We start from the raw sequence: 21,168 nt of genomic DNA, 5'->3' as shown, positions 1-21,168 counted from the left end.
GAGCAGCATGAAAAGCTTTATTCGTGTAGCAGGGATGGCAGTACTGGTCATGCAGGCATGGGCCGTGCCGATGGCGGCGCAGGCGGCTGACAAGTTGATCGTGGGCGTGGCGATTCCGACCGCGACTCACAGCTTTACGTCGGGCATCGTGTGGTGGGCCAACCAGGCCAAGGAGGAGCTGGAAAAAGCCCATCCCGGCGTGAAGGTCATCGTCAAGACGGCTGCCACCGCACCCGAGCAGGCGAATCAGTTGCAGGACATGTTGACGGTCAACAAGATCAACACCCTGGTGATTTTCCCGATCGAATCGGCCTCGCTGACGCAGCCGGTGGCGCAAGTGAAAAACAAGGGCGTCTATGTGACCGTGGTCGACCGTGGCCTGACCAATACCGAATCGCAGGATGCGTATATCGCTGGCGACAATACGGCGTTTGGCAAGCTGCCGGCCGAATACCTGGCGAAAAGCCTGAACGGCAAGGGCAATATCGTGGTGCTGCGCGGCATGCCGACCACGCTCGACAACGAGCGCTTCGACGCCTTCAACGCCGTCATGAAAGGCCAGCCCGGCATCAAGATCCTCGACGCCAAATACGGCAACTGGAACCGCGACGACGCCTTCAAGGTCATGCAGGATTACCTGACGCGCTTCAAGCAGATCGACGCCGTCTGGGCGGCCGACGACGATATGGCGATCGGCGTGCAAAAAGCGATTACCCAGGCCAAGCGCACCGATATCAAGCAGGTGTTCGGCGGCGCTGGCGCCAAGGGCGCGGTGAAGAAGATCATGGATGGTTCCGACCCGCAAATCGTCGCCAATGTATCGTACTCGCCGAAGTTCATGTACGACGCCATCAAGCTGACCACCGAAGCGCGTTTGAAAGGCGAAAAACTGCCGGCCAACACGATTATTCCGTCGGTGCTGATCACGCGTGAAAACGCCAAGCAGTTTTACTTTCCAAAGTCGCCGTTTTAATTTGTATGCCCCGGAAGTCGCATTCCGGGGCTAAAGGATACCCATGAAAACCATCCAGGGCCCGGCCATTTTCCTGGCCCAGTTTCTCGGCGACGAGCCGCCGTTCGATACGCTCGAACACCTGGCGCAGTGGGCGGCCGGCCTTGGCTACAAGGGCTTGCAGCTGCCGACCGCGCCGCGTCTGTTCGACCTCGAGCAGGCGGCGGCCAGCCAGCAGTATTGCGATGACGTCGTCGCCTTGCTGGCGCGCCACGGCCTGCAGGTGACCGAATTGTCGACGCATCTGCAGGGCCAGCTGATTGCCGTGCACCCGGCCTATGACGCGCTGTTCGACGGCTTTGCGCCCGAGCATGTGAAGGGCGACCCGGCCGCGCGCACGGCCTGGGCCACGCAGCAACTGCTGTGGGCCGCCACCGCTTCGCAGCGACTGGGCTTGAAGGCCCATGTGACGTTTTCCGGCGCGCTGGCCTGGCCCTATCTGTACCCGTGGCCGCAGCGTCCCGCCGGCCTGGTGGAAACGGCTTTTGCCGAGCTGGCCAGGCGCTGGTTGCCGATCCTCGATGCGTTCGATGCGGCCGGTGTCGACGTTTGCTATGAACTGCATCCGGGCGAAGACCTGCACGATGGCGTGACGTTCGAGCGCTTTCTCGATGCGGTGGGCCAGCATCCGCGCGCCGCTATCCTGTACGACCCCAGCCACTTTGTGTTGCAGCAGCTCGACTACCTGGCCTTTATCGACATCTATCACGAGCGCATCAAGGCCTTCCATGTGAAGGATGCCGAGTTTCGCCCGAACGGGCGCCAGGGCGTGTATGGCGGCTACAGCGACTGGCAGGACCGGGCCGGGCGCTTCCGCTCGCTGGGCGACGGCCAGATCGATTTCAAGGCGATCTTTTCAAAGATGGCGCAGTACGACTTTCCGGGCTGGGCGGTGCTGGAATGGGAGTGCTGCCTGAAGCACCCGGAAGACGGCGCGGCCGAAGGCGCGCGTTTTATCCGCGAGCACATTATCCGCGTGGCCGAGCATGCGTTCGACGACTTTGCCGGCAGTGCGGTCGACCAGAATCAAATCAATCAATTGCTGGGCCTGAAGCAAGGAGACTGAGATGCAGCGACGATTACGGCTGGGCATGGTAGGCGGCGGGCAGGGCGCCTTTATCGGCGCCGTGCACCGCATTGCGGCGCGCATCGACGACCAGTATGAACTGGTGGCGGGTGCGCTATCGTCCGACGCCACGCGCGCGGTGGCAAGTGGCCAGGCGCTGCATCTGGCGCCTGAACGCTGCTATAGCGACTACCGCGCGATGGCGCAGGCAGAAAGCGCGCGCGCCGACGGTATCGAGGCCGTCGCCATCGTCACGCCCAATCATTTGCACGCACCGGTGGCCACCGCTTTCCTGGAAGCGGGCATCCATGTGATCTGTGACAAGCCGCTGGCCATTTCGCTGGCCGAAGGCAAGGCGCTGGCGGCGCTGGCGCAGGAAAAGAATTTGCTGTTCGCCCTGACCCATACCTACAGCGGCTACCCGTTGCTGCGCCATGCGAAAGCCATGGTCGAAGCCGGCGAAATTGGTGACTTGCGGCTGGTGCAGGTCGAGTATTCCCAGGATTGGCTGGCCGAGGCGATTGCGGCCGGCGGCATGGCAGAGGGCAACTGGCATAACGAGCCGTCGAAAGCCGGCCCGGGAGGAACTTTGCTCGACGTCGGCGTGCATGCCTATCACATGGCGCAGTTTGTCAGTGGACTGACGCCTGAAACGCTGCTGGCCGAGCTGTCGACCTTTGTACCGAACCGCACGCTGGACGACCATGTGCAGGTGATGCTGCGCTATGCGAATGGCGCGAAGGGGACGCTGTGGGCCAGCCAGGTGGCGACCGGCTGCGAAAACACGGTGCGGCTGCGCCTGTTCGGCAGCAAGGCCCAGCTCGACTTTGACCAGGAACAGCCGAACGCATTGTGGTTCACGCCGCAGGGCGGCAACCGCCAGCTGCTTCGCCCCGGCAGGGTCGATAGCGCCGCCGCGCAGCATGCCACGCGCGTGCCGGCCGGCCATCCGGAAGGTTATCTGGAAGCATTTGCGCAGCTGTACCTGGATGCCGCCCTGACTATCCGCGCGCTGCAGGCTGGCGAGGCGATTCCCGAAGCCGCGCGGTTGCTGCCGACGGTGACCGATGGCGTGGCCGGGCTGGCGTTTGCCGAGGCCGTACTGCGCAGCCATGCGGCCGGCGCGCAGTGGACCACCTTGGACGGTTGAGGCTGCTACACTGCCTGAATGCCTACCGTCACCATCCTGCCGCAGGGCTGGCAATTTTCCGCCGGCCCTGACACCACCTTGCTGGCCGCCGCCGAACTGGCGGGCATCCGCCTGCTCAGTTCCTGCCGCAACGGCACTTGCCGCACCTGTCTGTGCCATATGCCGGAAGGCAAGGTGCGCTATACGGTGGACTGGCCCGGCGTCAGCCTCGACGAACGGCTGGACGGCTATATCCTGCCCTGCGTGGCGGTGGCCGAAACGGACCTTACCCTGCAGGCGCGGGCGGTGCGCCGCGCATGAGATTGCCCGTGCGCCGGTATTGCCCCGGCCCCATGCCGAAATGGCGTTTGAAGACGCGGTTGAAGGCCGCCTCGGACTGGTAGCCTGCCTGCTCGCCGATGTCGGCCACCGGACGGCCATCCTGGCGCAGCCACTGCGCCGCCTGCGCCATGCGCAGCTGCTGCAGCAGCGCGGCCGGCGTGGTACTGGCCACCTGCCGAAACACGCGGGCGAAGTTGGCGCGCGACATATGGCAGGTCGCCGCCAGGCTGGACAGATTCCAGTCCTGCCCCGGCCGCGCCAGCATCGCCTGCAGCGCCGCCTGCAAACGCCGCTCCGCCAGCACGGCAAACAGGCCCGGCGGCTGGTCTTTCTGTTCCAGCCAGGCGCGCATCAGCATCGCGAACAGCGCCGACGACAGCTGCGCCAGCACCGTCGCCGCACCGGGCCGGTCCTGCTCGGCTTCCTGCTGCAGCAGACGCATCAAGGCCTGCAAACCCGCCAGATCGGCGGCTTCCTGCGTGCGCACCAGAATGCAAGCGGGCAAGGTCGCCAGCAGCGCCTGCGACACCTGCGGCTCCCAGCTGAACTGGCCGCACAGGATATCGGTCGGCACGCCATCGCCGTCATTGACGACCGTGCGCAGGGGATTCGCCGACGCAAGCTCGTAGACGGGCGCTGCAGCGCCGTTGCCCTGCAACTGAAGGGTGTGCGCGCTGCCATGCGGGAACACCACGATATCGCCGGCCTGCAAGGCCAGGTCCGGCTGGCCGGCGAGCGTCAGCCAGGCTTGACCCTGCAGTATCAGATGGTAGGGCGCGATGCCCGCCGCGACCGCTTCCTGCTGCAAGACAAACGGCGCGCCGAAGTGGCAGCGCACATCGAGGGCGGTGCGCATCGGGTACAGGGCAAGCAGGCGGCTGAGGCTATCCATAAGATGAACTTGAGACGAATGGGCAAATTTTAACGCATTTCAGGCATTAAAAAGAAAGGGTGCGCTGCGTAGACTGTGTTCATGCCTGCAGATGCAGTGCACCACCCCACTGAAAGGAAGCATCATGACCCGTCTTACCCAACAAGCCGTCAGCGCAGCCAGCGGCAAGACCGCGCAACTGTTTACCGCCATCCAGGGCGCGATGGGCAAGGTGCCCAATGCCTACGCCGATATCGGCGGCAACAGCGCGGTCGCGCTCGAAGCGGCGCTGGGCCTCGACGCCGCATTGCGCAAGAGCAGCCTGGCCGCGCGCGAGCTGGAAACCATTCGCCTGGCCGTCAGCGAAGCGGCGGGCTGTGACTATTGCCTGGCTGCCCATACCTTGATGGCCAGCAAGAACGGCATCGACCAGGCCGCCAGTATCGCCCTGCGCCAGGGCACGGACAGCGGCGACGCAAGTCTCGATGCACTGGCCACGTTTGCCCGCAGCCTGGTCACGTCGCGCGGCACCACCGCGCCGGACACGGTGGCGCTGGTCAAGGCGGCCGGCTACAGCGATGCGCAGATCGTCGACACCTTGCTGGCCATCAGCGCGATTACCTTCACCAATCTGTTCAACCGGGTCAACGATACCGTGCTCGATTTCCCCGCCGCACCGGTGCTCTAGGACTTGTTCTGCAGCCGCTGCAGCAGCGCCTCCACGCCGTCGCTGACCGGCAGGCCGTGGCGGCGCAGCAGCTGCACGTGCAGCACCAGGTTTTCCAGCACCAGCTTGGCCGCCACGGCCAGCAGGGCCAGGTTGCGGTCTTCCGGCGTAAAGCTTTCCATGGCGTCGGCCATCTCGCACAGGTGGTTGGCGATCAGGCCACGCAGCTCCTGCTCGTTGAAGGGTAGGTCGGCAAAGTCGATCGGGTCGGCCACTTCCACTTCCTGCATCAACAAAGCCAGTTGTTCCGGGGTGATGCTCATGGCGGCTCCTGTTTTTATTGCTGCTGTGGGATGGCGTAGTAGCACAAGAACATGTCCACGGCGAGCGCTCCCACTTCGCGCTGGCGCGCCGGAGTGAGCAGTGGTTCGCCGAGGGTGATCTGCGGCCAGAAAGCAAAGGTTTTCAGCGGCGACATCAACAGGTTCGCCACTTCCAGCGTCTCGCCGGCCTTGATGCGGCCATCCTGCTGCGCCGCGCGGATCCAGATATTGAGGCCGGTTTCCTTTTCATTGAGGCGCTTCACCATGGCCTGGGCCCGCTCGGGCGAATGGATGGTTTCGCCGAAAATCACGCGCGCCAGGTCGATGAACGCGGCATCGCACAGCAATTCCATTTTCTGCTCGACCAGCGCCAGTACCTGTGGCCGCAAAGCTTGGCCTGCTTCGTAGGGCACTGCAGGTTGCGCGGCGCTGCTTTCCCACATGCGCTGCAGGATTTCCGAGAACAGCTCGTCCTTGCTGGGGAAATGGTTGTACACGGTACGCTTGGAAACGGCGGCCGTGGCGGCAATCTTGTCCATGCTGGTCGCATCAAAACCGTGCTCGCGAAACTCGGCGATGGCGGCATCGACGATGGCGACGCGCTTGCGGTCGGTCAAGCGTTGCGGTAAGGCCATGGCTGCAAATCTCCTTTGAAAACAATATTTTACACCTCCTGGTTTACTTTGCTTGAAATCGGAACTACACTGTGTAGTGTAAATTTTCCTTGTATTTGACACGACAGGCCGCATATGTCCTTGCATCACATTATCTTTCTGGGAGTCTTGATGAGCATCAGTTCTTGCACCCTGCGCGCGCAGTCTGCCGATACCGCCGCCCCTACCGTTTTGCAACGTGTCGACGGCAAGTTTCGCAATCCGGTGGCCATGCACAAGCTGGGCGGGTTTGAGACCATGAAGCTGATGTGGGCCTTTGCCGTGGGCAAGCCGGCTGGCACCGTGCCGACCAAGGCGGTGCCGGTGCAAGCCTTGAGCCAGGCCCAGCTGCTGGCGGCGCCCGACAATACCCTGTTTCGCCTTGGCCATTCGACCTTGCTGCTGAAGCTCAATGGCCACTTTTTCCTGACCGACCCGGTGTTTTCCGAACGTGCTTCGCCGGTGCAATGGGCCGGGCCGAAGCGCTTTCACCAGCCGCCGATCAGCATAGACGAGTTGCCACCGATCAAAGCCGTCATCCTGTCGCACGACCATTACGACCATCTTGATCATGCGGCCGTGCTGGCGCTGGCGGCCAAGACCGAGCACTTCGTCACGCCGCTGGGCGTTGGCGATACCCTGGTGGAGTGGGGCATCCCCAAGACCAAGGTGCAGCAGTTCGACTGGTGGCAGGGTGTGACGTTCGAGGGTGTGCGCCTGGTGGCGACGCCGTCGCAGCATTTCTCGGGACGAGGTTTGTTCGACGGTAACAAGACCTTATGGGCCTCATGGGTGATCGAGGCGCCGGAACTGCGCGTGTTTTTCAGCGGTGACTCCGGCTATTTCGATGGCTTCAGGCAGATCGGCGAAAAATATGGACCGTTCGACGTGACCATGATCGAGACCGGCGCCTATGACAAGTTGTGGCCGGACGTGCACATGCAGCCCGAACAGACCTTGCAGGCGCACCTGGATTTGAAAGGCAAATGGCTGATGCCGGTGCATAACGGCACGTTTGACCTGGGGCTGCATGCCTGGCATGAACCGTTCGACCGCATTGCGGCGCTGGCCGCCAAGCGGGGTGTGGACCTGGCCACGCCGCAGATGGGCGAAGCGGTCGATTTGCGTGCGCCGCGACGCGGCGAGAAATGGTGGCTGGCAGTGGTGGAACAGGAAATGGCCGAGTAATCAGGCGGTCGTATTGATCAGGCGGCCGATCGATTGCCCGAAGCTGTTCAGCTGCGGCTGCTGAGTGCTATTGATACCGAGTTGTGACGGCACCGCGACCCTGATCGCCTGGTCCAGCTGTGGCACCTTGATCGGTTCGGCGCTGCTGGTCTGCGCCTGTTGCGTGCTGCGCTGGGTGTCACTCAGTTGTTCCTTTTCCTTGATCAACTGGCGGCGGCTGTCGGCCAGCTGTTCGCTGTCGCGCTGCACCTGGTTCTGGCCTTGTTCGACCCGCCGTTGCGCCGTTGCCAGGCTGGCTTGCAGGGAATTGATGGAAGAGAGGGAGGCCACAATATTCACCTTGGGTGTGCGCAGATCAATGGGAAAGGCTTAACCTGAATCAAGAGTAGGATAAATTTTCGCACATCGCCAGTGAACTGTGTTTTCTTGATAATCCAAACGTGCGCTGCTTAACGTACAGGGCAAAATGCTTGCAAGAGACATGAAGTAAGTGCACGCTATCAATGCCGCTATTGACTGGCATGGCGATAGTGATCCGAGCCTTTCAGGCTGGCAACAAATATGTGATATTGACAGCTTGTCTTTTACATATCAATAACAATGTTGTTTTTGCACCATTTTTGCTTGTGCATATAAGTGGTTTGCAAGGTTCTCTCGGCTATAATCGATGGTTACGATAGCTTAATATGGCCCTGCAGACAGGTAGTAATCATGAATCTCAAGAGCCTCGCCATCGCCCTGGGCATGTCCAAAACGACAGTCAGCAGGGCCTTGAATGGCTACCCGGAAGTCAATTCCCGTACCCGTGAAATCGTGTTGGCCGCCGCCAAGAAAGTCGGCTACCGGCCCAATCCGCTGGCGCGCAGCCTTGCCGTCGGCCGCAGCAATGTGCTGGGCATGATTTTCCCATTGCTGCCCAATGACCTGGGCGACAGTGTTTTCCTGTCGGTGGTCAATGGCATGTCCGAGGCGGTGGAAGCGGCAAAAATGAGCTTGATCATCTCGCCCGTCTCGCCGCAAAATGAGCTGCCTTCGTATGAAACCATGGTACGCAGCCATCAGGTCGATGGCCTGGTGGTGGGGCGCACCAAGGTCCGCGATGAACGCATCGATTGCCTGATGCAGGCCGGTTTTCCGTTCGTCGCCCATGGCCGCACCTGCACCGAAGCGCCGTATGCGTATTTTGATTACGACCACGACACGGGTATCGACCTGGCGGTGTCCTTCCTGCTGGCGCATGGCCACCAGCGCATCGCTTTGCTGAGTGCGCCGCTGGACCTGCATTTCGCCTACCAGCGCAAGCAAAGCTTTCTGCGCTGCATGGCGCAAGCAGGCCTGCAGGCCGACCCGCGCCACCTTCTGGAGCAGGCACTGGATCGCCGCAGCGGCTATCAGGCCATGCAGCAACTGTTGGCCGCCACGCCACGCCCCACCGCCGTCATCGTCGACAACCACCTCTCTGGCGTGGGAGCGGTGCGCGCGCTGATGGACGCCGGCATTGCCATCGGCAAGGAGATCTCGGTGATCGTCTGGGGCAATGTGGAAGACAGCCTGATCGGCATTGATGTCACCACCATCGCCCAGCCCGACCTGCGCCGCGCCGGCGCCAAGATGGTTGAAATGCTGCAAGCCTTGCTGGCCGGCACGCCACCGGAAAAACTGCAGGAAATCTGGCAACCGGTGCTGTTGCCGGGGGCGACGGTGGGACGTTGCATGGAGTAAAAAAAACGCAGCGCCGTAGCGCTGCGTTGTAAGTTGCCGAGCCGCTGCGTTGGCTTACGCCGCGTGTTTGGTGCCTGTCGCCAGTACCGCCAGCAGCCGTGCCTTGTCCTGGCGATACGTCGCCACCGCCTGCTCCTTCACATGGCCAAAGCCGCGGATTTTTTCGGGCAGGGCTGCCAGTTCGACGCAGGTGGCGTAGTTGTCGGCCGTCATATTCACCAGCAAGTTGGCCAGCAGTTCGCGGTACTCGACGATCAGAGCGCGTTCCATCTTGCGCTCGGCCGTATAGCCGAACAGGTCGAAGGTGCCGCCGCGCAGGCCCCTGGCCTTGGCCAGCAGCTTGAACGCGCGCCACATCCAGGAGCCGAACTCGGCCTTGACCAGGTGTCCCTTCGCGTCTTTCCTGGAAAACAGCGGTGGCGCCAGGTTGAACTTGACCGAAAAATTGCCTTCGAACTGTTGCTGCAGTTGCTCGGCGAAACGGCCATCGGTGTACAGCCGGGCCACTTCGTATTCATCCTTGTAGGCCAGCAATTTGAAATAGCTTTTCGCTACCGCCAAGGACAGTTTCTGGCCAAGCCCCAGCACGTTTTCGCGGTCGCGCACCTGGTTGACCAGGGTCTGGTAGCCCTGCGCATAGGCCGCGTCCTGGTAGGCGGTGAGAAACTCCACGCGCTGCTTGATGATGGCGTCCAGGCTTTGCGGCATTTGCATCACGATCGCCTGCGATGGGGTGGCGATCTGCGTTACCTTGCGCACGTCGATTGCAGCGCGCCGGCCCCACAGGAAACTTTTCTTGTTCGATTCGATGCCGACGCCATTCAATTCAATCGCACGCAGCAGCGCCGCTTCGGTGAGCGGAATGCGGCCCTTTTGCCAGGCGTAGCCGAGCATGAACAGGTTGGCGGCGATCGAGTCGCCCATCAGCGCGGTGGCCAGTTTTGTGGCGTCGATGAAGTCGGCCGCATCCGCGCCGCCCACCGATTCCTCAATCAGCTGGCGCACCTGCGCGGTGGGGTATTGCCAGTCGGCGTTTTGCGCAAAGGTGCCGGGTGGCTGTTCATGCAGGTTGACCACGGCCAGGCTGCGGCCCGGGCGCATTTTCGAGATGGCGTCCTGGGCGCCGGCCGTCAGCATGTCGCAGCCCAGTATCAGATCGGCTTCGCCGGTGGCGATGCGCTGGGCGCGGATCTGCGCCGGCGTGGCGGCGATTTTCACGTGCGAAGTGACGGAGCCGTTCTTTTGCGACATGCCCGTCATGTCCAGCACGGAGGCGCCCTTGCCTTCGAGGTGGGCCGCCATGCCCATCAGCGCGCCAACGGTGATTACGCCGGTGCCGCCGATGCCGTTGATCAGGATGTTATACGGTGCGTCGCAGGCCGGCAGCACGGGTTCCGGCAAGGGGCCGAAATTGTCTTCCTTGCTGGTGCCGGTCTTGGTCTTTTTCAAGCTGCCGCCCTCGACCGTGACGAAGCTGGGGCAAAAGCCCTTGGCGCAGGAATAATCCTTGTTGCATGACGACTGGTCGATGGTGCGCTTGCGGCCGAATGGCGTTTCCTTCGGCAGGATCGACACGCAGTTCGACTGCACGCCGCAGTCGCCGCAGCCTTCGCACACGGCGTCGTTGATGACCATGCGCTTGGCGACGTCGGGATACTCGCCTTTTTTGCGGCGCCGGCGCTTTTCGGCGGCGCAGGTCTGGTCGTAGATCAATACCGACACGCCCGGGATTTCCCGCAATTCGCGCTGCACCGCATCCATGTCCTTGCGGTCGTGCAAGGTCAAGTGCGCCGGCAGGTTGGAACGGTCGGCATAGCGCGACAGGTCTTCGGTCACTAGCGCGATGCGCGCCACGCCTTCGGCCGCCACCTGCTGCGCCATCATCGGCACGGTGATCAGGCCGTCGACCGGCTGGCCACCGGTCATCGCCACCGCATCGTTGTACAGGATTTTATAGGTGATATTGACCTTGGCGGCCTGCGCGGCACGGATCGCCAGATAGCCGGAGTGAAAGTAGGTGCCGTCGCCGAGGTTCTGGAACACATGCGGCAGGGTGGAAAACGCCGCCTGGCCGATCCATGGCGCGCCTTCACCGCCCATATGGGTGGTCAGCTTGTTCATTTCCGGATAGATCGAGGTGGCCATCACATGGCAGCCGATGCCGGCCAGCGCCAGGCTGCCGTCGGGTACCTTGGTCGAGGTATTGTGCGGGCAGCCCGAGCAATAGAAGGCCGGGCGGAACGGCGTGTCGACGGCCTTTTTCAGGACCGCATCCTTGGCGTCCAGAAAGCTCAATCGTGCCTTGATCAGATCGCAGGTGACGGGGTCGGAAATGAGCCGCGCGATGCGGCTGGCGATCACCCTGGCCACTTGCGAGACGGAAAAATCGGCCTTCGAGGTGAGCAGCCATTCGCCGCGCGGCGCCACCCATTCGCCTTTTTCATCGAACTTGCCGATCACCCGCGGGCGCACGTCGTCGCGCCAGTTGTACAGCTGCTCTTTCAACTGGTATTCGACGATCTGGCGCTTTTCTTCGACCACCAGGATTTCATCGAGCCCTTGCGCGAATTCGCGCACGCTGTCCGGTTCCAGCGGCCACGGCATGGCTACCTTGAACAGGCGCAAGCCGACCTCGGCCGCCATGGTTTCATCGATACCCAGTTCCTCCAGCGCTTCGAGCACGTCCAGGTAGGACTTGCCGGAAGCAATGATGCCGAGCCGTGCGTTCGGGCTGTCGATGGTGGTGTGGTTGAGCTTGTTCTCGCGCGCATACGCCAGCGCCGCATAGATTTTGTAGTCCTGCATCAGCGCTTCCTGGTTGCGCGCCTGCTGGCCCAGCGGAATATTCGACAGGCGCGCGTTCAGGCCGCCTTCGGGCATCTGGAAATCCTGCGGGATTTTCACGGTAACGCGGAACGGATCGGCATCGACCGAGGCGGACGATTCGACCGTATCGGCCAACGCTTTAAAGGCGACGGTGCAGCCGGAAAAACGCGACATGGCCCAGCCGTGGATGCCCAGGTCCAGGTATTCCTGCACATTGCATGGGTACAGCAGCGGGATCATCGAGGCCGAAAACAGATGGTCGGACTGGTGCGGCAGGGTCGAGGAATAGGCGCCGTGATCGTCGCCGGCCACCAGCAGCACGCCGCCGTGCCTGGCCGTGCCCGCATGGTTCATGTGCTTGAAGACATCGCCGCAACGGTCCACGCCCGGGCCCTTGCCATACCACATGGCAAATACGCCATCGTATTTTGCAGGGCCGATCAGGTCGACCTGCTGCGAACCCCAGACGGCGGTGGCAGCCAGGTCTTCGTTGACGCCGGGCACGAACTGCACGTGGTGCGCTTCCAGTTGCGATTTCGCTTTCCACAGGTTTTCGTCGAGGCCGCCCAAGGGCGAACCGCGGTAGCCGGAAATAAAGCCGGCCGTGTTCAGGCCGGCGGCCTGGTCGCGCAGGCGCTGCAGCATCGGCAGGCGCACCAGGGCCTGGATGCCGGACAAAAAGATCGCGCCACTGGTGGCCGTGTATTTGTCGTCGAGGCTGACGCTGGTCAAACGGGAAGGGTCAAACGGCGTGGATGGCGCGGCACCGGCGTTTCTGACGAACGCTGCGGAGCCGTTTTCCGTGGTCACGGACATGGCTGTCTCCAAAAGGGTGTTTCAGATGACGTGTGCGTAGCGGCGGCGCCCGGTAAGGCGCGCGCTGGGCACACGGAATTGCTGCTTGTACGCGGCTGCCTCAGTGTAGGGCGGCGAGGAGGGCGCGGCAAATATGCCTTGCCGATGGGGCTATAAGTTTTACTTATGTGGCGAGTGCCAGCATATGGGCACCTTGCCAGCGGCCGCTATCGCACAACTGCGCCGCCACTTGCCGCACCAGTTGCTTGACGGCCGCGCCGGCATTGGTGAGTGGAATGTTTTTCGAGGCGCACAGCGCCACCGTGCGCGACAGTGCCGGCTCATGAATGGCGTAGCTGCGCATGGCACCGCTGTCGAGTTCGGCCAGCATCGGCGCGGCCGGCAAGATGGTGGCGCCCATGCCGGCAAGAATCGCCGATTTCAGGATGGCGATCGAATTGATTTCGATCACATGCGTCGCCGTCAGCCCGGCGGCGCGCGCGCGGCTGTCGATGCGCGGGCGCACGCCGTGCTGCGGGCCCGGCAGGATCAAAGTGGTGGCCAGCGCCTGCGCGAACGACAAGGCGTCGCCCTCGGGCGCGCAGTAAGCATCGCTGCGGCAAATGAAGCGCATCTCTTCTTCCACCAGCGCGCTGCTGGCAAACGGCGCCAGTTGCCCGTCGTCGAACAGCACGGCCAGGTTGAGGCGGCCCGATTTCAATTGCTCGGTCAGGTTGCCGGTGATTTCCTCGGTTAGTTGCAGGGTGATTTCGGGATACTGTTCGCGCGCGGCCAGCAACAGCGGCAGCGCCAGCGCGCCGGAAATGCTGTGCGGCAGTCCCAAGGTCACATTGCCGGACGGGCGGGTGGCGCTTTGCGTGACGGCCGAACGGGCATCGGCCACCTGTTTCAGGATGGCTTGGGCGTGTTCGTAGAAGATCTTGCCGGCGTCGGTACTCAGGACCCCCTGTGCCGAGCGGTGCAGCAGTTGCACGCCCAGTTCTTCTTCCAGCTGGCGCAGCTGTTGCGTCAGGGCCGGCTGCGCCACATGCAGGGTCAGGGCGGCGCGCGACAGCGAGCCGTGGTCGACGATGGCAACAAAGTAGCGAAGTTGACGCAATTCCATGGACGGGCAATCTGATGAGGAAAACGGGAACTTGTGGCATAAAAACCATGCGCTGGCATGGACGTTGCCGGGGCTTGCAATTTTGCTATACTCATTCTAGCGCTTCTGGTGCGCCCTGGCGCGCACGCCGACGGATTTGTGGGATGAAAGCATGTTCAAAAAAGTCGATTCCTCGCAGTTAAAAGTGGGTATGTATGTCCATGATCTCAGCTGCGACTGGATGACGCATCCCTTCATGCGCAACCGTTTCCTGCTGCGCAGCGACGAAGAAATCCGCAAGATCATCGCCGCCGGCATCCACGACGTGGTGATCGACAACAGCAAGGGCCTGGACGTGCAGGACGCGCCCAGCGTGGCGCAGGCGGCCGCCGCCATCGAACGCGAGCTGGTGCAGATCGCCAGCGCGCCGCAGCAGGTCACGCGCATCTCGCTGAGCATGGAGCTGGCGCGCGCGACGCAGCTGCGCAAGCAGGCATCGGGCCTGGTGCGCACGGTAATGGCCGATGTGCGGCTGGGCAATGCGGTCGATATCGACCGGGTCCAGCCCATGGTGGAGGAGATTACCGAGTCGATCCTGCGCAATCCGGGGGCGCTGGTAGGGTTGTTGCGCATCAAGACCAAGGACGACTATACCTTCTTGCATTCGATCAGCGTCTGCGCGCTGATGGTGGCGTTTTGCCGCTCGCGCGGGCTCGATCCTGCCACCACCCACCAGGCGGGGCTGGGCGGCTTGCTGCACGACACAGGCAAGGCGCTGGTACCCGACGCCATCCTCAACAAGCCCGGACCCTTGAGCCCGGAAGAATTTGCCCTCATCAAGCGCCATCCGCGCGATGGGCATGACATCTTGCTGCAAACACCCGAAGTGGGACCGATTCCACTCGATATCACCCTGCACCATCACGAACGGCGCGACGGCAGCGGCTATCCCGATGGCCTGGCCGGCGACGCCATCGGCGAACTGGCGCAGATGGCGGCGATTGTCGATGTGTACGACGCCCTGACATCCGAGCGCAGCTATCACAAGGCGATTCCAGCGGCCGATGCGCTGCGCAAGATCTATGAATGGAGCAAATTCCACTTCAATCCGGTCTTCGCGCAGGACTTCATGCGCTGCGTGGGTATCTATCCGGTAGGCACGATGGTCAAGCTGGAGTCTGGCCGCCTGGCCGTGGTGATCGAGGCCCACGAGAGCAATTTGCTGGCGCCCAAGGTGAATGTATTCTTCAGTACCAGGAGCAACGCCTATATCAAGCCGGAAACGGTCGACCTGTCGCGCGGACTCGGTTTTGGCGGCGGCGACAAGATTGTCGGCCATGAATCGGCGGCCAAGTGGCAGGTCGATCCGATGCGTTTCCTGTCGCTGGCGGACGCCTAGAAGAATTCGGCCGTATCGTTCGAGGCGACGGCGGTGAGCATGCCCTTTTCCACCAGCTCATCGTAGTGACAGGCCAGGTTGCGGCCGTGGCTTTTTGCATAGTACAGCGCCTGGTCGGCGCGGCCCAGGATGATGACGGGCGCTTCGAAGGCGCTGATGCTGACGAAACCGACGCTGACGGTAACCCTGCCCACTTGTGGAAAATCGTGGGTTTCGACGTTGATGCGGAAACGATCGATGATTTTCTGGGCATTTTCCAGGGTGATCGAGCGCAGCAGCACGACGAATTCCTCGCCGCCGAAGCGGAAGATGCGGTCTTGCGAGCGGAACGACGATTGCAGCAGGTTGGCGATCAGGATCAGCACCTCGTCGCCATACAGGTGGCCGAACTTGTCGTTGACGAGCTTGAAATGGTCGACATCAACCACCGCCAGCCATTGCCGTTCGGTATTGCCGTGATGACGGCGCTCTTCATCGGCCGGGCGCGCCGCTTCGCTGTCGAGCTCACCGCGCGATTGCAGGATCTTGGCCAGCTGGTGGTCGAAGGTCTTGCGGTTCAGCAAACCGGTCAGCGAATCGCGTTCGCTGTAATCGAGCAGGTTCTGGAAATTGCGGTAGACGCTGACGATGCCGCCGATGACCTGGATGGTGGCGCCCGTGTACGGCGTGGGATTGGTGATTTCAAGGCAGGTAGTGACCTGGTCGCCGATCCAGATGGGCAGCCACAGCAGGTGGCGGCCATCGGCGCACAGCGCATCGCAACTGGTTTCATGGCGCGCGATGCAGGCCGCCAGCGCCGGATAGTCCGACAGCGGTTCGCCTGGCAGTGCAGGGTCGAGATTGTCTTCCATGCGCGCCGGACTGCCTGCCACCACGATGGCCCGCGCCCGCACGAACACCTGGCCACGCACGCTGGTCAGCGCCAGCACGCGGGTTTGCGACGCGCAAGCGAGTTCCTGGACCGCCGAGATCACCGAGACGTCGAGCATGGTGTGATCGCGGTGGCCGGTCATGTCCACCATGTGTTTCAGTAGGGAATCCATCGTCGTTCTCTGGAAAGTGGTCACACAAGATTCTTCATACCAACATTGCGTCGAGCAATATACGTCCGTTACAAGAAGCCAAGGATTATTTGGTGGCACTAACCTGCGGCGAGATGCCTTTCCAAAGAAGAGCTAAGCAGGATAATGTTTTTTTGCCTCATAGGCAATTACGTATGCAAGATTTCATGTAAATAGATGAGATTCGTGCATCGCAGCGCAAAAAGTGCTTGCTGTCGCCATCATCGTCCTGTCCTCCGCCATCTCCCGCCATTCCACCGAAGCTTGACAATTTCCGTCTAGAAACTTGTGGTGCGTCAATTTGGAAAATTGCCCGCGTTTTATAGTCATTGCAATGGCGCAGAAATTTACGGCAAGAAACATAGTAGCAGGAATGGACAATGTTTCACACTCGATTGCGCCAGGGACTTGTGTTTCACTTTTGGGAGCCTGTCATGAATACCTTCCTGTCGGCAGTACAGCAATTTGTCAAGGATGAGGATGGCATTACGGCAATCGAATACGGCCTGATTGCGGCCCTGATGGCAACTGCCATCACGGCCGGTTTCTTGCTGATCAAGACCAACCTGCTGTCCGTCCTCACCGAAATTTCAACCAACCTGGTGTTGACGCCTTAAGTGGGTGCCCGCCGCCGCGCAACCGGTGGCGGGTTTTTTTTACGGGAGTTCCCCATGTCTGCAAGCGTGCTGTGCGACCTGCTGCTGCTGGTCTTCGTGACGGCCGCCGCCGTCAGCGATCTGATGCGCCGAAAAATTCCCAACCGGCTGGTACTGGCGGGCCTGCTTGCCGCGTTCTGCCTGCATGGCTGGCTGGCGCCGCCATCCGGCCTGCTCGACAGCCTCGGTGGCATGGCCACCGGCTTCTTCCTGTTCCTGCCACTGTATTTGCTGCGCGGCATGGCCGCCGGCGACGTCAAGCTGATCGCCATGGTCGGCGCCTTTGCCGGTCCCTGGCCGACCCTGCTGATCTGCTTTGCCACCTTTGTGCTCGGTGGCGTGATGGCCTTGCTGATCGTCACCTGGCAAGGCAGCTGGCGTGCCTGCGTGCGCAATCTGCGCCAGCTGCTGTGGCCGCTCTTGGCGCGCACCGCCGGCATGCCGCTGGCGTCATCGCCCGGCAGCCACGTCAGCGTTGGCAACATGCCGTATGGCCTGGCGATCGCCTTGGGCAGCCTGGCGGTACAGGGACGAAATTATCTCTGAAACCGATCATTGCTTGGAATCAATGTCCACCTGAAGTTGCTCGTTAGAATGAAATTCTGTCTTTCGCAGGCTAGATAAGCAGGGGAGAAAAGCATGACCGAAGTCGATTATTTCACCGCCGAGACCAGTCGTCCGGCCGATGCGGCGCTGATGCCGCCCTTGCCGCCGCAGCCGAAAAGCCTGCACGAGACGGGACTGGAGCGCCAGCTGGTGGTGGAACTGATCGCCAAGGCTATCCTGGTGGGCGGCAAGAGCCATCTGTCGCTGCTCACCACGCGGCTGCGGCTGTCGATCAATGTGCTGCGCGAAGTGCTGGACTTCATGGTTGGCGAGCAACTGGCCGAAGTGGCGTGGCGTGGCGAATCCGAGATCGACGTGCAATATCAGCTGACCGGCGCCGGCAAGCAGCATGCCGCCGCCTACATGGAACGCTGCGCCTACCTGGGCGCGGCCCCGGTCACGCTGGCAGCCTACCGCGCCATGGTGGAGCGCCAGTCCTGGCGGGTGCAGGAGCTGCGCGTGGCCAGCGATGACCTGGCGGTGGTGCTGGGTGGCGCCCACGCCGGGCCGGGCCTGCTTGACACGGTTGGCGCGGCCCTGCATTCCGGGCGCTCGCTGTTGCTGTACGGCCCGCCGGGCAGCGGCAAGTCCGCGCTGGCGCTGCAGCTGGGCAAACTGTTGCATGGCCTGGTGGCGGTGCCATATGCCGTGCTGGTGGGGCACGACATCATCTGCCTGTATGACCCGGCCGTGCACCTGCCGCCAGTACAGCATGGCAGCCATGCGCGCCAGGCGCTGGAACGCCGCAGCACCGATATCCGCTGGGTGCTGTGCCAGCGGCCCGTGATCCAGGTGGGTGCCGAGTTTGACAGCGGCATGCTGGAACTGCGCCATGACGAAGGTGGTGGCTGCTACCAGGCGCCGCCCCATGTGCGCGCCAACAATGGCATGCTGATCATTGACGACCTGGGCTGCCAGCGCCTGCCGGCGCCGCAATTGCTGTCGCGGCTGATACAGCCGGCCGCTTGCGGCATCGATCAGCTGGCCCTGCGCGGCGGCGCCAGTATCAGCATGCCATTCGACAATGCGCTGGTGCTGGCCACCAGCCTGGCGCCGGCCAGCCTGCTTGACGCCGCACTGCTGCGCCGCATCGGCTACAAGGTGCGGCTCGGACCGCTGGGCGAGAGCGCCTACCGCGTGCTGTTCCGCCAGCAATGCCGCGCCACCGGCATCGCCTACGATGAACTGGTGCTCAATCATTTGCTGCGCCAGCTGCATGGCGTCAGCGGTCGGGCGCTGCTGGCCAGCACGCCGCGTGAATTGCTGGAGCGCATCGCCGACTTTGCCGGCTTTGCCGGCAGCGAAGCGCAATTGACGGTGGCCACGCTGGAACAGGCCTGGCGCAGCCTGTTTGCCAGTTGCGATGTGGCGGACGGTGTACTCGACGAGAACATCGCATGAAAAATCGCCGCGCACTGATGATGATGGCGCTGGCCATCGTGCTGGGCTTGTTGGCGGTGCTGCTGGCCTCGCACTGGCTGCTGCGCCAGAACCCTGCCGGCAAGGGCAAGATCGTGGTCGCTGCGGCCGACGTCAACCTGGGCCAGCGCCTGAGCCCGGAGATGCTGCGCCTGGCCGAATGGCCGGCGGAAAGCCTGCCGGAAGGCGCACTGCAAGACCCCTTGAAATTGTCGGGACGGGTGCTGAAAAGCAGCGTGCTGCGCGGCGAGCCGCTGAGCGAGGCAAAGCTGGCCCCGGCCGGCACCCTGGGCGGCCTGTCGGCCCTGATCACGGAAGGGCGGCGCGCCATCACCGTGCGCGTCAATGACGTGATCGGCGTGGCCGGCTTTGCCTTGCCGGGCAATTATGTCGACATCATCGTCAGCACGCAGCAGGATGCGGGCGACCGCACGTATCCGCAAAGCCGCAATATTTCCAAGATCGTGCTCGAACGCATCCTGGTGCTGGCGGTGGCGCAGGAAGTGGGGCGCGACGAAACCAAACCGCGCGTGGTCAATGCCGTGACCCTCGAAGTGACGCCGACGCAGGCGGAAAACCTGGATCTGGCGCGCAGCGTGGGCAGCTTGTCGCTGGTCTTGCGCAACCAGGTCGATCCGCAGCCGGGCGTGACCGATGGCGCCACCAAGCTGACACTGCTGGGTGCGCCGTCGCCCGAACCTGCGGCCGCGCCCCCGGTGGCACCGGCGTCGGCCGCCCCCGTCAAGCCGGCCGCGCCGCGCCGCGTGGCGGCGGTGGCGCCGCCCCTGCATTGCAGCGGCCTGATCGACGGTACGCGCACCTCGCGCGAATGCTTCTAGCCGCCCGCCCCAACCTGAGGACATGCTGATATGAACCGCGCCCTGCCGATCCTGTGCCCGATTTTGCTGCTGCTATCGCCCCCGCCGGCCGCTGCCGACAGCGCTCCACGCTGCGGCGGCGCTGCCGCCACGCCCGGCCATCTGCAGCTTGAGGTAGGCAAGTCGAGCATGCTGCGCCTGCCCGAGCCGGTGCTGCAGCGCAGCGTCGGCAATCCTGCCGTGGCGCAAGCCATGCTGGTGGCGCCCGATACGCTGTACGTGGTGGGCGCCGATATCGGCAGCACCAACATGATTATTCAGGGCAGAAGCGGGGTGTGCAGCGTGGTCAATGTCACCGTCAGCATGGACCCGGCAGGCTTGCGCGCAACGCTGGCCGAACTGATGCCGGAAGAAAAAGCCATCCGTGTCACGGCCGCCGCCGATACCCTGGTACTGTCGGGCACGGTGCAGGACGCCGACGCGGTACTGCGCGCGGTCGAGCTGGCGCAAGCGTATGTACGGCGCGCCAGCACGCCGCTGGCGCTGCCCAAACCGGCCGACGGCGCTGCACTGGCCACGCCAGCGGCAGCCGCCGGTACGGGCGCGGGCGGGGCTGCTGGCCGCATCATCAACATGCTCAACGTCAGTGCGCCGCAGCAAGTGATGCTGGCGGTGCAGATCGCCGAAGTCTCGAAGTCGCTGCTCGAACGCCTGGAAGTAGGCGCCACTTTGCGCTTTGCCTCCGGCAGCTGGGCCACCACCTTGCTGTCGAACTTTCTCACCGGCGCGGCCAATGGCCTCTTGGACCTGCGCAAGTCGAACGGCCAGCAACTGACCATCGAGGCGCAGAAGCAGGACGGGCTGGTGCGCATCCTGGCCGAGCCGACCGTGATGGCGATCAGCGGCCAGGAGGGCAGCTTTCTGGCCGGCGGCAAGATTTTCATTCCGGTCGGCCAGGACAACAACAAGGTCACGCTGGAAGAGCGCGAGTACGGCGTCGGCCTGCGTTTCACGCCCACCGTACTGTCGGGCGGGCGCATCAACCTGAAGGTGGCGCCGGAAGTGTCGGAGCTGTCGCGCGAAGGGGTCGGCATTTCCAGCGCCGGCGTCACCGGTCGCTCGATCCTGCCGGTGATCACCACCCGGCGCGCCTCGACCACGGTGCAGCTGTATGACGGCCAGAGCTATGCGATTGGCGGCCTGATCAAGAACAACCAGGTCAGCAACGTCACTGGCCTGCCCTGGCTCAGCGAGCTGCCAGTGCTCGGCGCGCTGTTTCGCAGCACCGATTTCCAGCACGACCGCACCGAGCTGCTGTTCGTCATCACGGCCCACCTGGTCAAGCCGCTGCCGCCGGCTGGCGCAGCTTTGCCGACGGCGCAGCTGACGCCGCCTTCGCGCGTGGATCTGATGTTCAACGGCAAGATGGAAGGCGCGCCGCCGCCGCTGTCCACGCCCGCCGCCGCGCCGCGCACGGTGGGCGGCTTCGAGTTGCAATAAACCAGGGAGC

General features: G+C 62.9%; 20 protein-coding genes. 13 read left to right on the top strand and 7 right to left on the bottom strand.

The window, feature by feature from the left end; translation table 11 throughout:
- The first annotated feature begins 7 nt into the window (after positions 1-7).
- From AC0Z42_RS18160 to AC0Z42_RS18145, 4 genes are read left to right on the top strand one after another with little or no spacing between them, the layout of a single operon-like run.
- Entirely contained in the window at positions 8-973 is a 966-nt protein-coding gene (locus AC0Z42_RS18160; RefSeq protein WP_485469593.1) for a substrate-binding domain-containing protein, read from the top strand.
- 43 nt (positions 974-1,016) lie between these two features.
- Entirely contained in the window at positions 1,017-2,078 is a 1,062-nt protein-coding gene (locus AC0Z42_RS18155) for a sugar phosphate isomerase/epimerase family protein (protein WP_485469592.1), read from the top strand.
- 1 nt (position 2,079) lies between these two features.
- Positions 2,080-3,228 carry a Gfo/Idh/MocA family protein gene (locus AC0Z42_RS18150; RefSeq protein ID WP_485469591.1) on the top strand — a complete coding sequence of 383 codons (1,149 nt, stop codon included), beginning with the start codon at positions 2,080-2,082 and terminating at the stop codon, positions 3,226-3,228.
- Between the two features lie 18 nt (positions 3,229-3,246).
- Entirely contained in the window at positions 3,247-3,528 is a 282-nt protein-coding gene (locus AC0Z42_RS18145) for a 2Fe-2S iron-sulfur cluster-binding protein (protein ID WP_485469590.1), read from the top strand.
- Here the strand turns inward: AC0Z42_RS18145 and AC0Z42_RS18140 are convergent.
- Entirely contained in the window at positions 3,494-4,441 is a 948-nt protein-coding gene (locus AC0Z42_RS18140) for an AraC family transcriptional regulator (protein WP_485469589.1), read from the bottom strand. The genes AC0Z42_RS18145 and AC0Z42_RS18140 overlap by 35 nt on opposite strands.
- Positions 4,442-4,565: 124 nt before the next feature.
- On the opposite strand from AC0Z42_RS18140, the gene AC0Z42_RS18135 reads away from it, so the two are divergent.
- Positions 4,566-5,108, top strand: coding sequence for a carboxymuconolactone decarboxylase family protein (locus tag AC0Z42_RS18135; RefSeq protein WP_485469588.1), 543 nt, complete (start codon positions 4,566-4,568; stop codon positions 5,106-5,108).
- Here AC0Z42_RS18135 and AC0Z42_RS18130 read toward each other — a convergent pair.
- Both AC0Z42_RS18130 and AC0Z42_RS18125 read right to left on the bottom strand, forming a co-directional pair.
- Positions 5,105-5,410: a hypothetical protein gene (locus AC0Z42_RS18130; protein ID WP_485469587.1), complete on the bottom strand. Its 306-nt coding sequence runs from the start codon at positions 5,408-5,410 to the stop codon at positions 5,105-5,107. The two genes, AC0Z42_RS18135 and AC0Z42_RS18130, sit on opposite strands and share 4 nt — an antisense overlap.
- 14 nt (positions 5,411-5,424) lie before the next feature.
- The gene (locus tag AC0Z42_RS18125) at positions 5,425-6,045 is read right to left on the bottom strand and encodes a TetR/AcrR family transcriptional regulator (RefSeq protein ID WP_485469586.1); all 621 of its coding nucleotides are present in this window, start codon (positions 6,043-6,045) and stop codon (positions 5,425-5,427) included.
- A gap of 150 nt (positions 6,046-6,195) precedes the next feature.
- Here AC0Z42_RS18125 and AC0Z42_RS18120 point away from each other — a divergent pair, with 150 nt between their 5' ends.
- Positions 6,196-7,251 (top strand): MBL fold metallo-hydrolase, encoded by a 1,056-nt coding sequence (locus AC0Z42_RS18120; RefSeq protein WP_485469585.1) that lies wholly within the window; start codon positions 6,196-6,198, stop codon positions 7,249-7,251.
- Here AC0Z42_RS18120 and AC0Z42_RS18115 read toward each other — a convergent pair whose 3' ends face one another.
- Positions 7,252-7,581: a hypothetical protein gene (locus AC0Z42_RS18115; RefSeq protein ID WP_485469584.1), complete on the bottom strand. Its 330-nt coding sequence runs from the start codon at positions 7,579-7,581 to the stop codon at positions 7,252-7,254.
- Positions 7,582-7,962: 381 nt separating this feature from the next.
- Here AC0Z42_RS18115 and AC0Z42_RS18110 point away from each other — a divergent pair, with 381 nt between their 5' ends.
- Positions 7,963-8,973 (top strand): substrate-binding domain-containing protein, encoded by a 1,011-nt coding sequence (locus AC0Z42_RS18110; RefSeq protein ID WP_485469583.1) that lies wholly within the window; start codon positions 7,963-7,965, stop codon positions 8,971-8,973.
- Between the two features lie 54 nt (positions 8,974-9,027).
- Here AC0Z42_RS18110 and AC0Z42_RS18105 read toward each other — a convergent pair whose 3' ends face one another.
- Both AC0Z42_RS18105 and AC0Z42_RS18100 read right to left on the bottom strand, forming a co-directional pair.
- Entirely contained in the window at positions 9,028-12,615 is a 3,588-nt protein-coding gene (locus AC0Z42_RS18105) for an indolepyruvate ferredoxin oxidoreductase family protein (protein WP_485469582.1), read from the bottom strand.
- 163 nt (positions 12,616-12,778) lie between these two features.
- Positions 12,779-13,720, bottom strand: coding sequence for a LysR substrate-binding domain-containing protein (locus AC0Z42_RS18100; protein ID WP_485469581.1), 942 nt, complete (start codon positions 13,718-13,720; stop codon positions 12,779-12,781).
- Positions 13,721-13,871: 151 nt separating this feature from the next.
- Between AC0Z42_RS18100 and AC0Z42_RS18095 the strand changes: the two genes are divergently transcribed.
- On the top strand, positions 13,872-15,098 hold the full coding sequence (locus tag AC0Z42_RS18095) for an HD-GYP domain-containing protein (RefSeq protein WP_485469580.1): 1,227 nt from the start codon (positions 13,872-13,874) through the stop codon (positions 15,096-15,098).
- Here the strand turns inward: AC0Z42_RS18095 and AC0Z42_RS18090 are convergent.
- Complete coding sequence (locus tag AC0Z42_RS18090; RefSeq protein ID WP_485469579.1) at positions 15,095-16,141, bottom strand: GGDEF domain-containing protein; 1,047 nt, start codon at positions 16,139-16,141, stop codon at positions 15,095-15,097. The two genes, AC0Z42_RS18095 and AC0Z42_RS18090, sit on opposite strands and share 4 nt — an antisense overlap.
- Before the next feature lie 452 nt (positions 16,142-16,593).
- Here AC0Z42_RS18090 and AC0Z42_RS18085 point away from each other — a divergent pair, with 452 nt between their 5' ends.
- The 5 genes from AC0Z42_RS18085 (at position 16,594) to AC0Z42_RS18065 (ending at position 21,158) form a co-directional block, all read left to right on the top strand.
- Positions 16,594-16,776: a Flp family type IVb pilin gene (locus AC0Z42_RS18085; RefSeq protein WP_485469578.1), complete on the top strand. Its 183-nt coding sequence runs from the start codon at positions 16,594-16,596 to the stop codon at positions 16,774-16,776.
- A gap of 54 nt (positions 16,777-16,830) precedes the next feature.
- Complete coding sequence (locus tag AC0Z42_RS18080; RefSeq protein ID WP_485469577.1) at positions 16,831-17,361, top strand: A24 family peptidase; 531 nt, start codon at positions 16,831-16,833, stop codon at positions 17,359-17,361.
- A gap of 93 nt (positions 17,362-17,454) precedes the next feature.
- Positions 17,455-18,822 (top strand): P-loop NTPase family protein, encoded by a 1,368-nt coding sequence (locus AC0Z42_RS18075; RefSeq protein WP_485469576.1) that lies wholly within the window; start codon positions 17,455-17,457, stop codon positions 18,820-18,822.
- The gene (gene cpaB, locus AC0Z42_RS18070) at positions 18,819-19,679 is read left to right on the top strand and encodes a Flp pilus assembly protein CpaB (RefSeq protein ID WP_485469575.1); all 861 of its coding nucleotides are present in this window, start codon (positions 18,819-18,821) and stop codon (positions 19,677-19,679) included. Before AC0Z42_RS18075 ends, cpaB begins: the two co-directional genes overlap by 4 nt.
- Positions 19,680-19,709: 30 nt before the next feature.
- Positions 19,710-21,158, top strand: coding sequence for a type II and III secretion system protein family protein (locus AC0Z42_RS18065; RefSeq protein WP_485469574.1), 1,449 nt, complete (start codon positions 19,710-19,712; stop codon positions 21,156-21,158).
- Positions 21,159-21,168: the final 10 nt, after the last annotated feature.

Source organism: Janthinobacterium sp. 1L-D-8-B-C4, from assembly GCF_057291295.1.
This window is presented reverse-complemented; position numbering and strand designations above follow the sequence as displayed.

What these genes read in the sequence shown, in the direction of transcription:
- AC0Z42_RS18160 (WP_485469593.1), top strand. Translation starts at nt 8, where the DNA reads ATGAAAAGCTTTATTCGTGTAGCAGGGATGGCAGTACTGGTCATGCAG.
- AC0Z42_RS18105 (WP_485469582.1), bottom strand. Translation starts at nt 12,615, where the DNA reads ATGTCCGTGACCACGGAAAACGGCTCCGCAGCGTTCGTCAGAAACGCC.
- AC0Z42_RS18130 (WP_485469587.1), bottom strand. Translation starts at nt 5,410, where the DNA reads ATGAGCATCACCCCGGAACAACTGGCTTTGTTGATGCAGGAAGTGGAA.
- AC0Z42_RS18110 (WP_485469583.1), top strand. Translation starts at nt 7,963, where the DNA reads ATGAATCTCAAGAGCCTCGCCATCGCCCTGGGCATGTCCAAAACGACA.
- AC0Z42_RS18140 (WP_485469589.1), bottom strand. Translation starts at nt 4,441, where the DNA reads ATGGATAGCCTCAGCCGCCTGCTTGCCCTGTACCCGATGCGCACCGCC.
- AC0Z42_RS18155 (WP_485469592.1), top strand. Translation starts at nt 1,017, where the DNA reads ATGAAAACCATCCAGGGCCCGGCCATTTTCCTGGCCCAGTTTCTCGGC.
- AC0Z42_RS18145 (WP_485469590.1), top strand. Translation starts at nt 3,247, where the DNA reads ATGCCTACCGTCACCATCCTGCCGCAGGGCTGGCAATTTTCCGCCGGC.
- AC0Z42_RS18095 (WP_485469580.1), top strand. Translation starts at nt 13,872, where the DNA reads ATGTTCAAAAAAGTCGATTCCTCGCAGTTAAAAGTGGGTATGTATGTC.
- AC0Z42_RS18100 (WP_485469581.1), bottom strand. Translation starts at nt 13,720, where the DNA reads ATGGAATTGCGTCAACTTCGCTACTTTGTTGCCATCGTCGACCACGGC.
- cpaB (WP_485469575.1), top strand. Translation starts at nt 18,819, where the DNA reads ATGAAAAATCGCCGCGCACTGATGATGATGGCGCTGGCCATCGTGCTG.
- AC0Z42_RS18150 (WP_485469591.1), top strand. Translation starts at nt 2,080, where the DNA reads ATGCAGCGACGATTACGGCTGGGCATGGTAGGCGGCGGGCAGGGCGCC.
- AC0Z42_RS18135 (WP_485469588.1), top strand. Translation starts at nt 4,566, where the DNA reads ATGACCCGTCTTACCCAACAAGCCGTCAGCGCAGCCAGCGGCAAGACC.
- AC0Z42_RS18080 (WP_485469577.1), top strand. Translation starts at nt 16,831, where the DNA reads ATGTCTGCAAGCGTGCTGTGCGACCTGCTGCTGCTGGTCTTCGTGACG.
- AC0Z42_RS18065 (WP_485469574.1), top strand. Translation starts at nt 19,710, where the DNA reads ATGAACCGCGCCCTGCCGATCCTGTGCCCGATTTTGCTGCTGCTATCG.
- AC0Z42_RS18090 (WP_485469579.1), bottom strand. Translation starts at nt 16,141, where the DNA reads ATGGATTCCCTACTGAAACACATGGTGGACATGACCGGCCACCGCGAT.
- AC0Z42_RS18120 (WP_485469585.1), top strand. Translation starts at nt 6,196, where the DNA reads ATGAGCATCAGTTCTTGCACCCTGCGCGCGCAGTCTGCCGATACCGCC.
- AC0Z42_RS18085 (WP_485469578.1), top strand. Translation starts at nt 16,594, where the DNA reads ATGAATACCTTCCTGTCGGCAGTACAGCAATTTGTCAAGGATGAGGAT.
- AC0Z42_RS18125 (WP_485469586.1), bottom strand. Translation starts at nt 6,045, where the DNA reads ATGGCCTTACCGCAACGCTTGACCGACCGCAAGCGCGTCGCCATCGTC.
- AC0Z42_RS18075 (WP_485469576.1), top strand. Translation starts at nt 17,455, where the DNA reads ATGACCGAAGTCGATTATTTCACCGCCGAGACCAGTCGTCCGGCCGAT.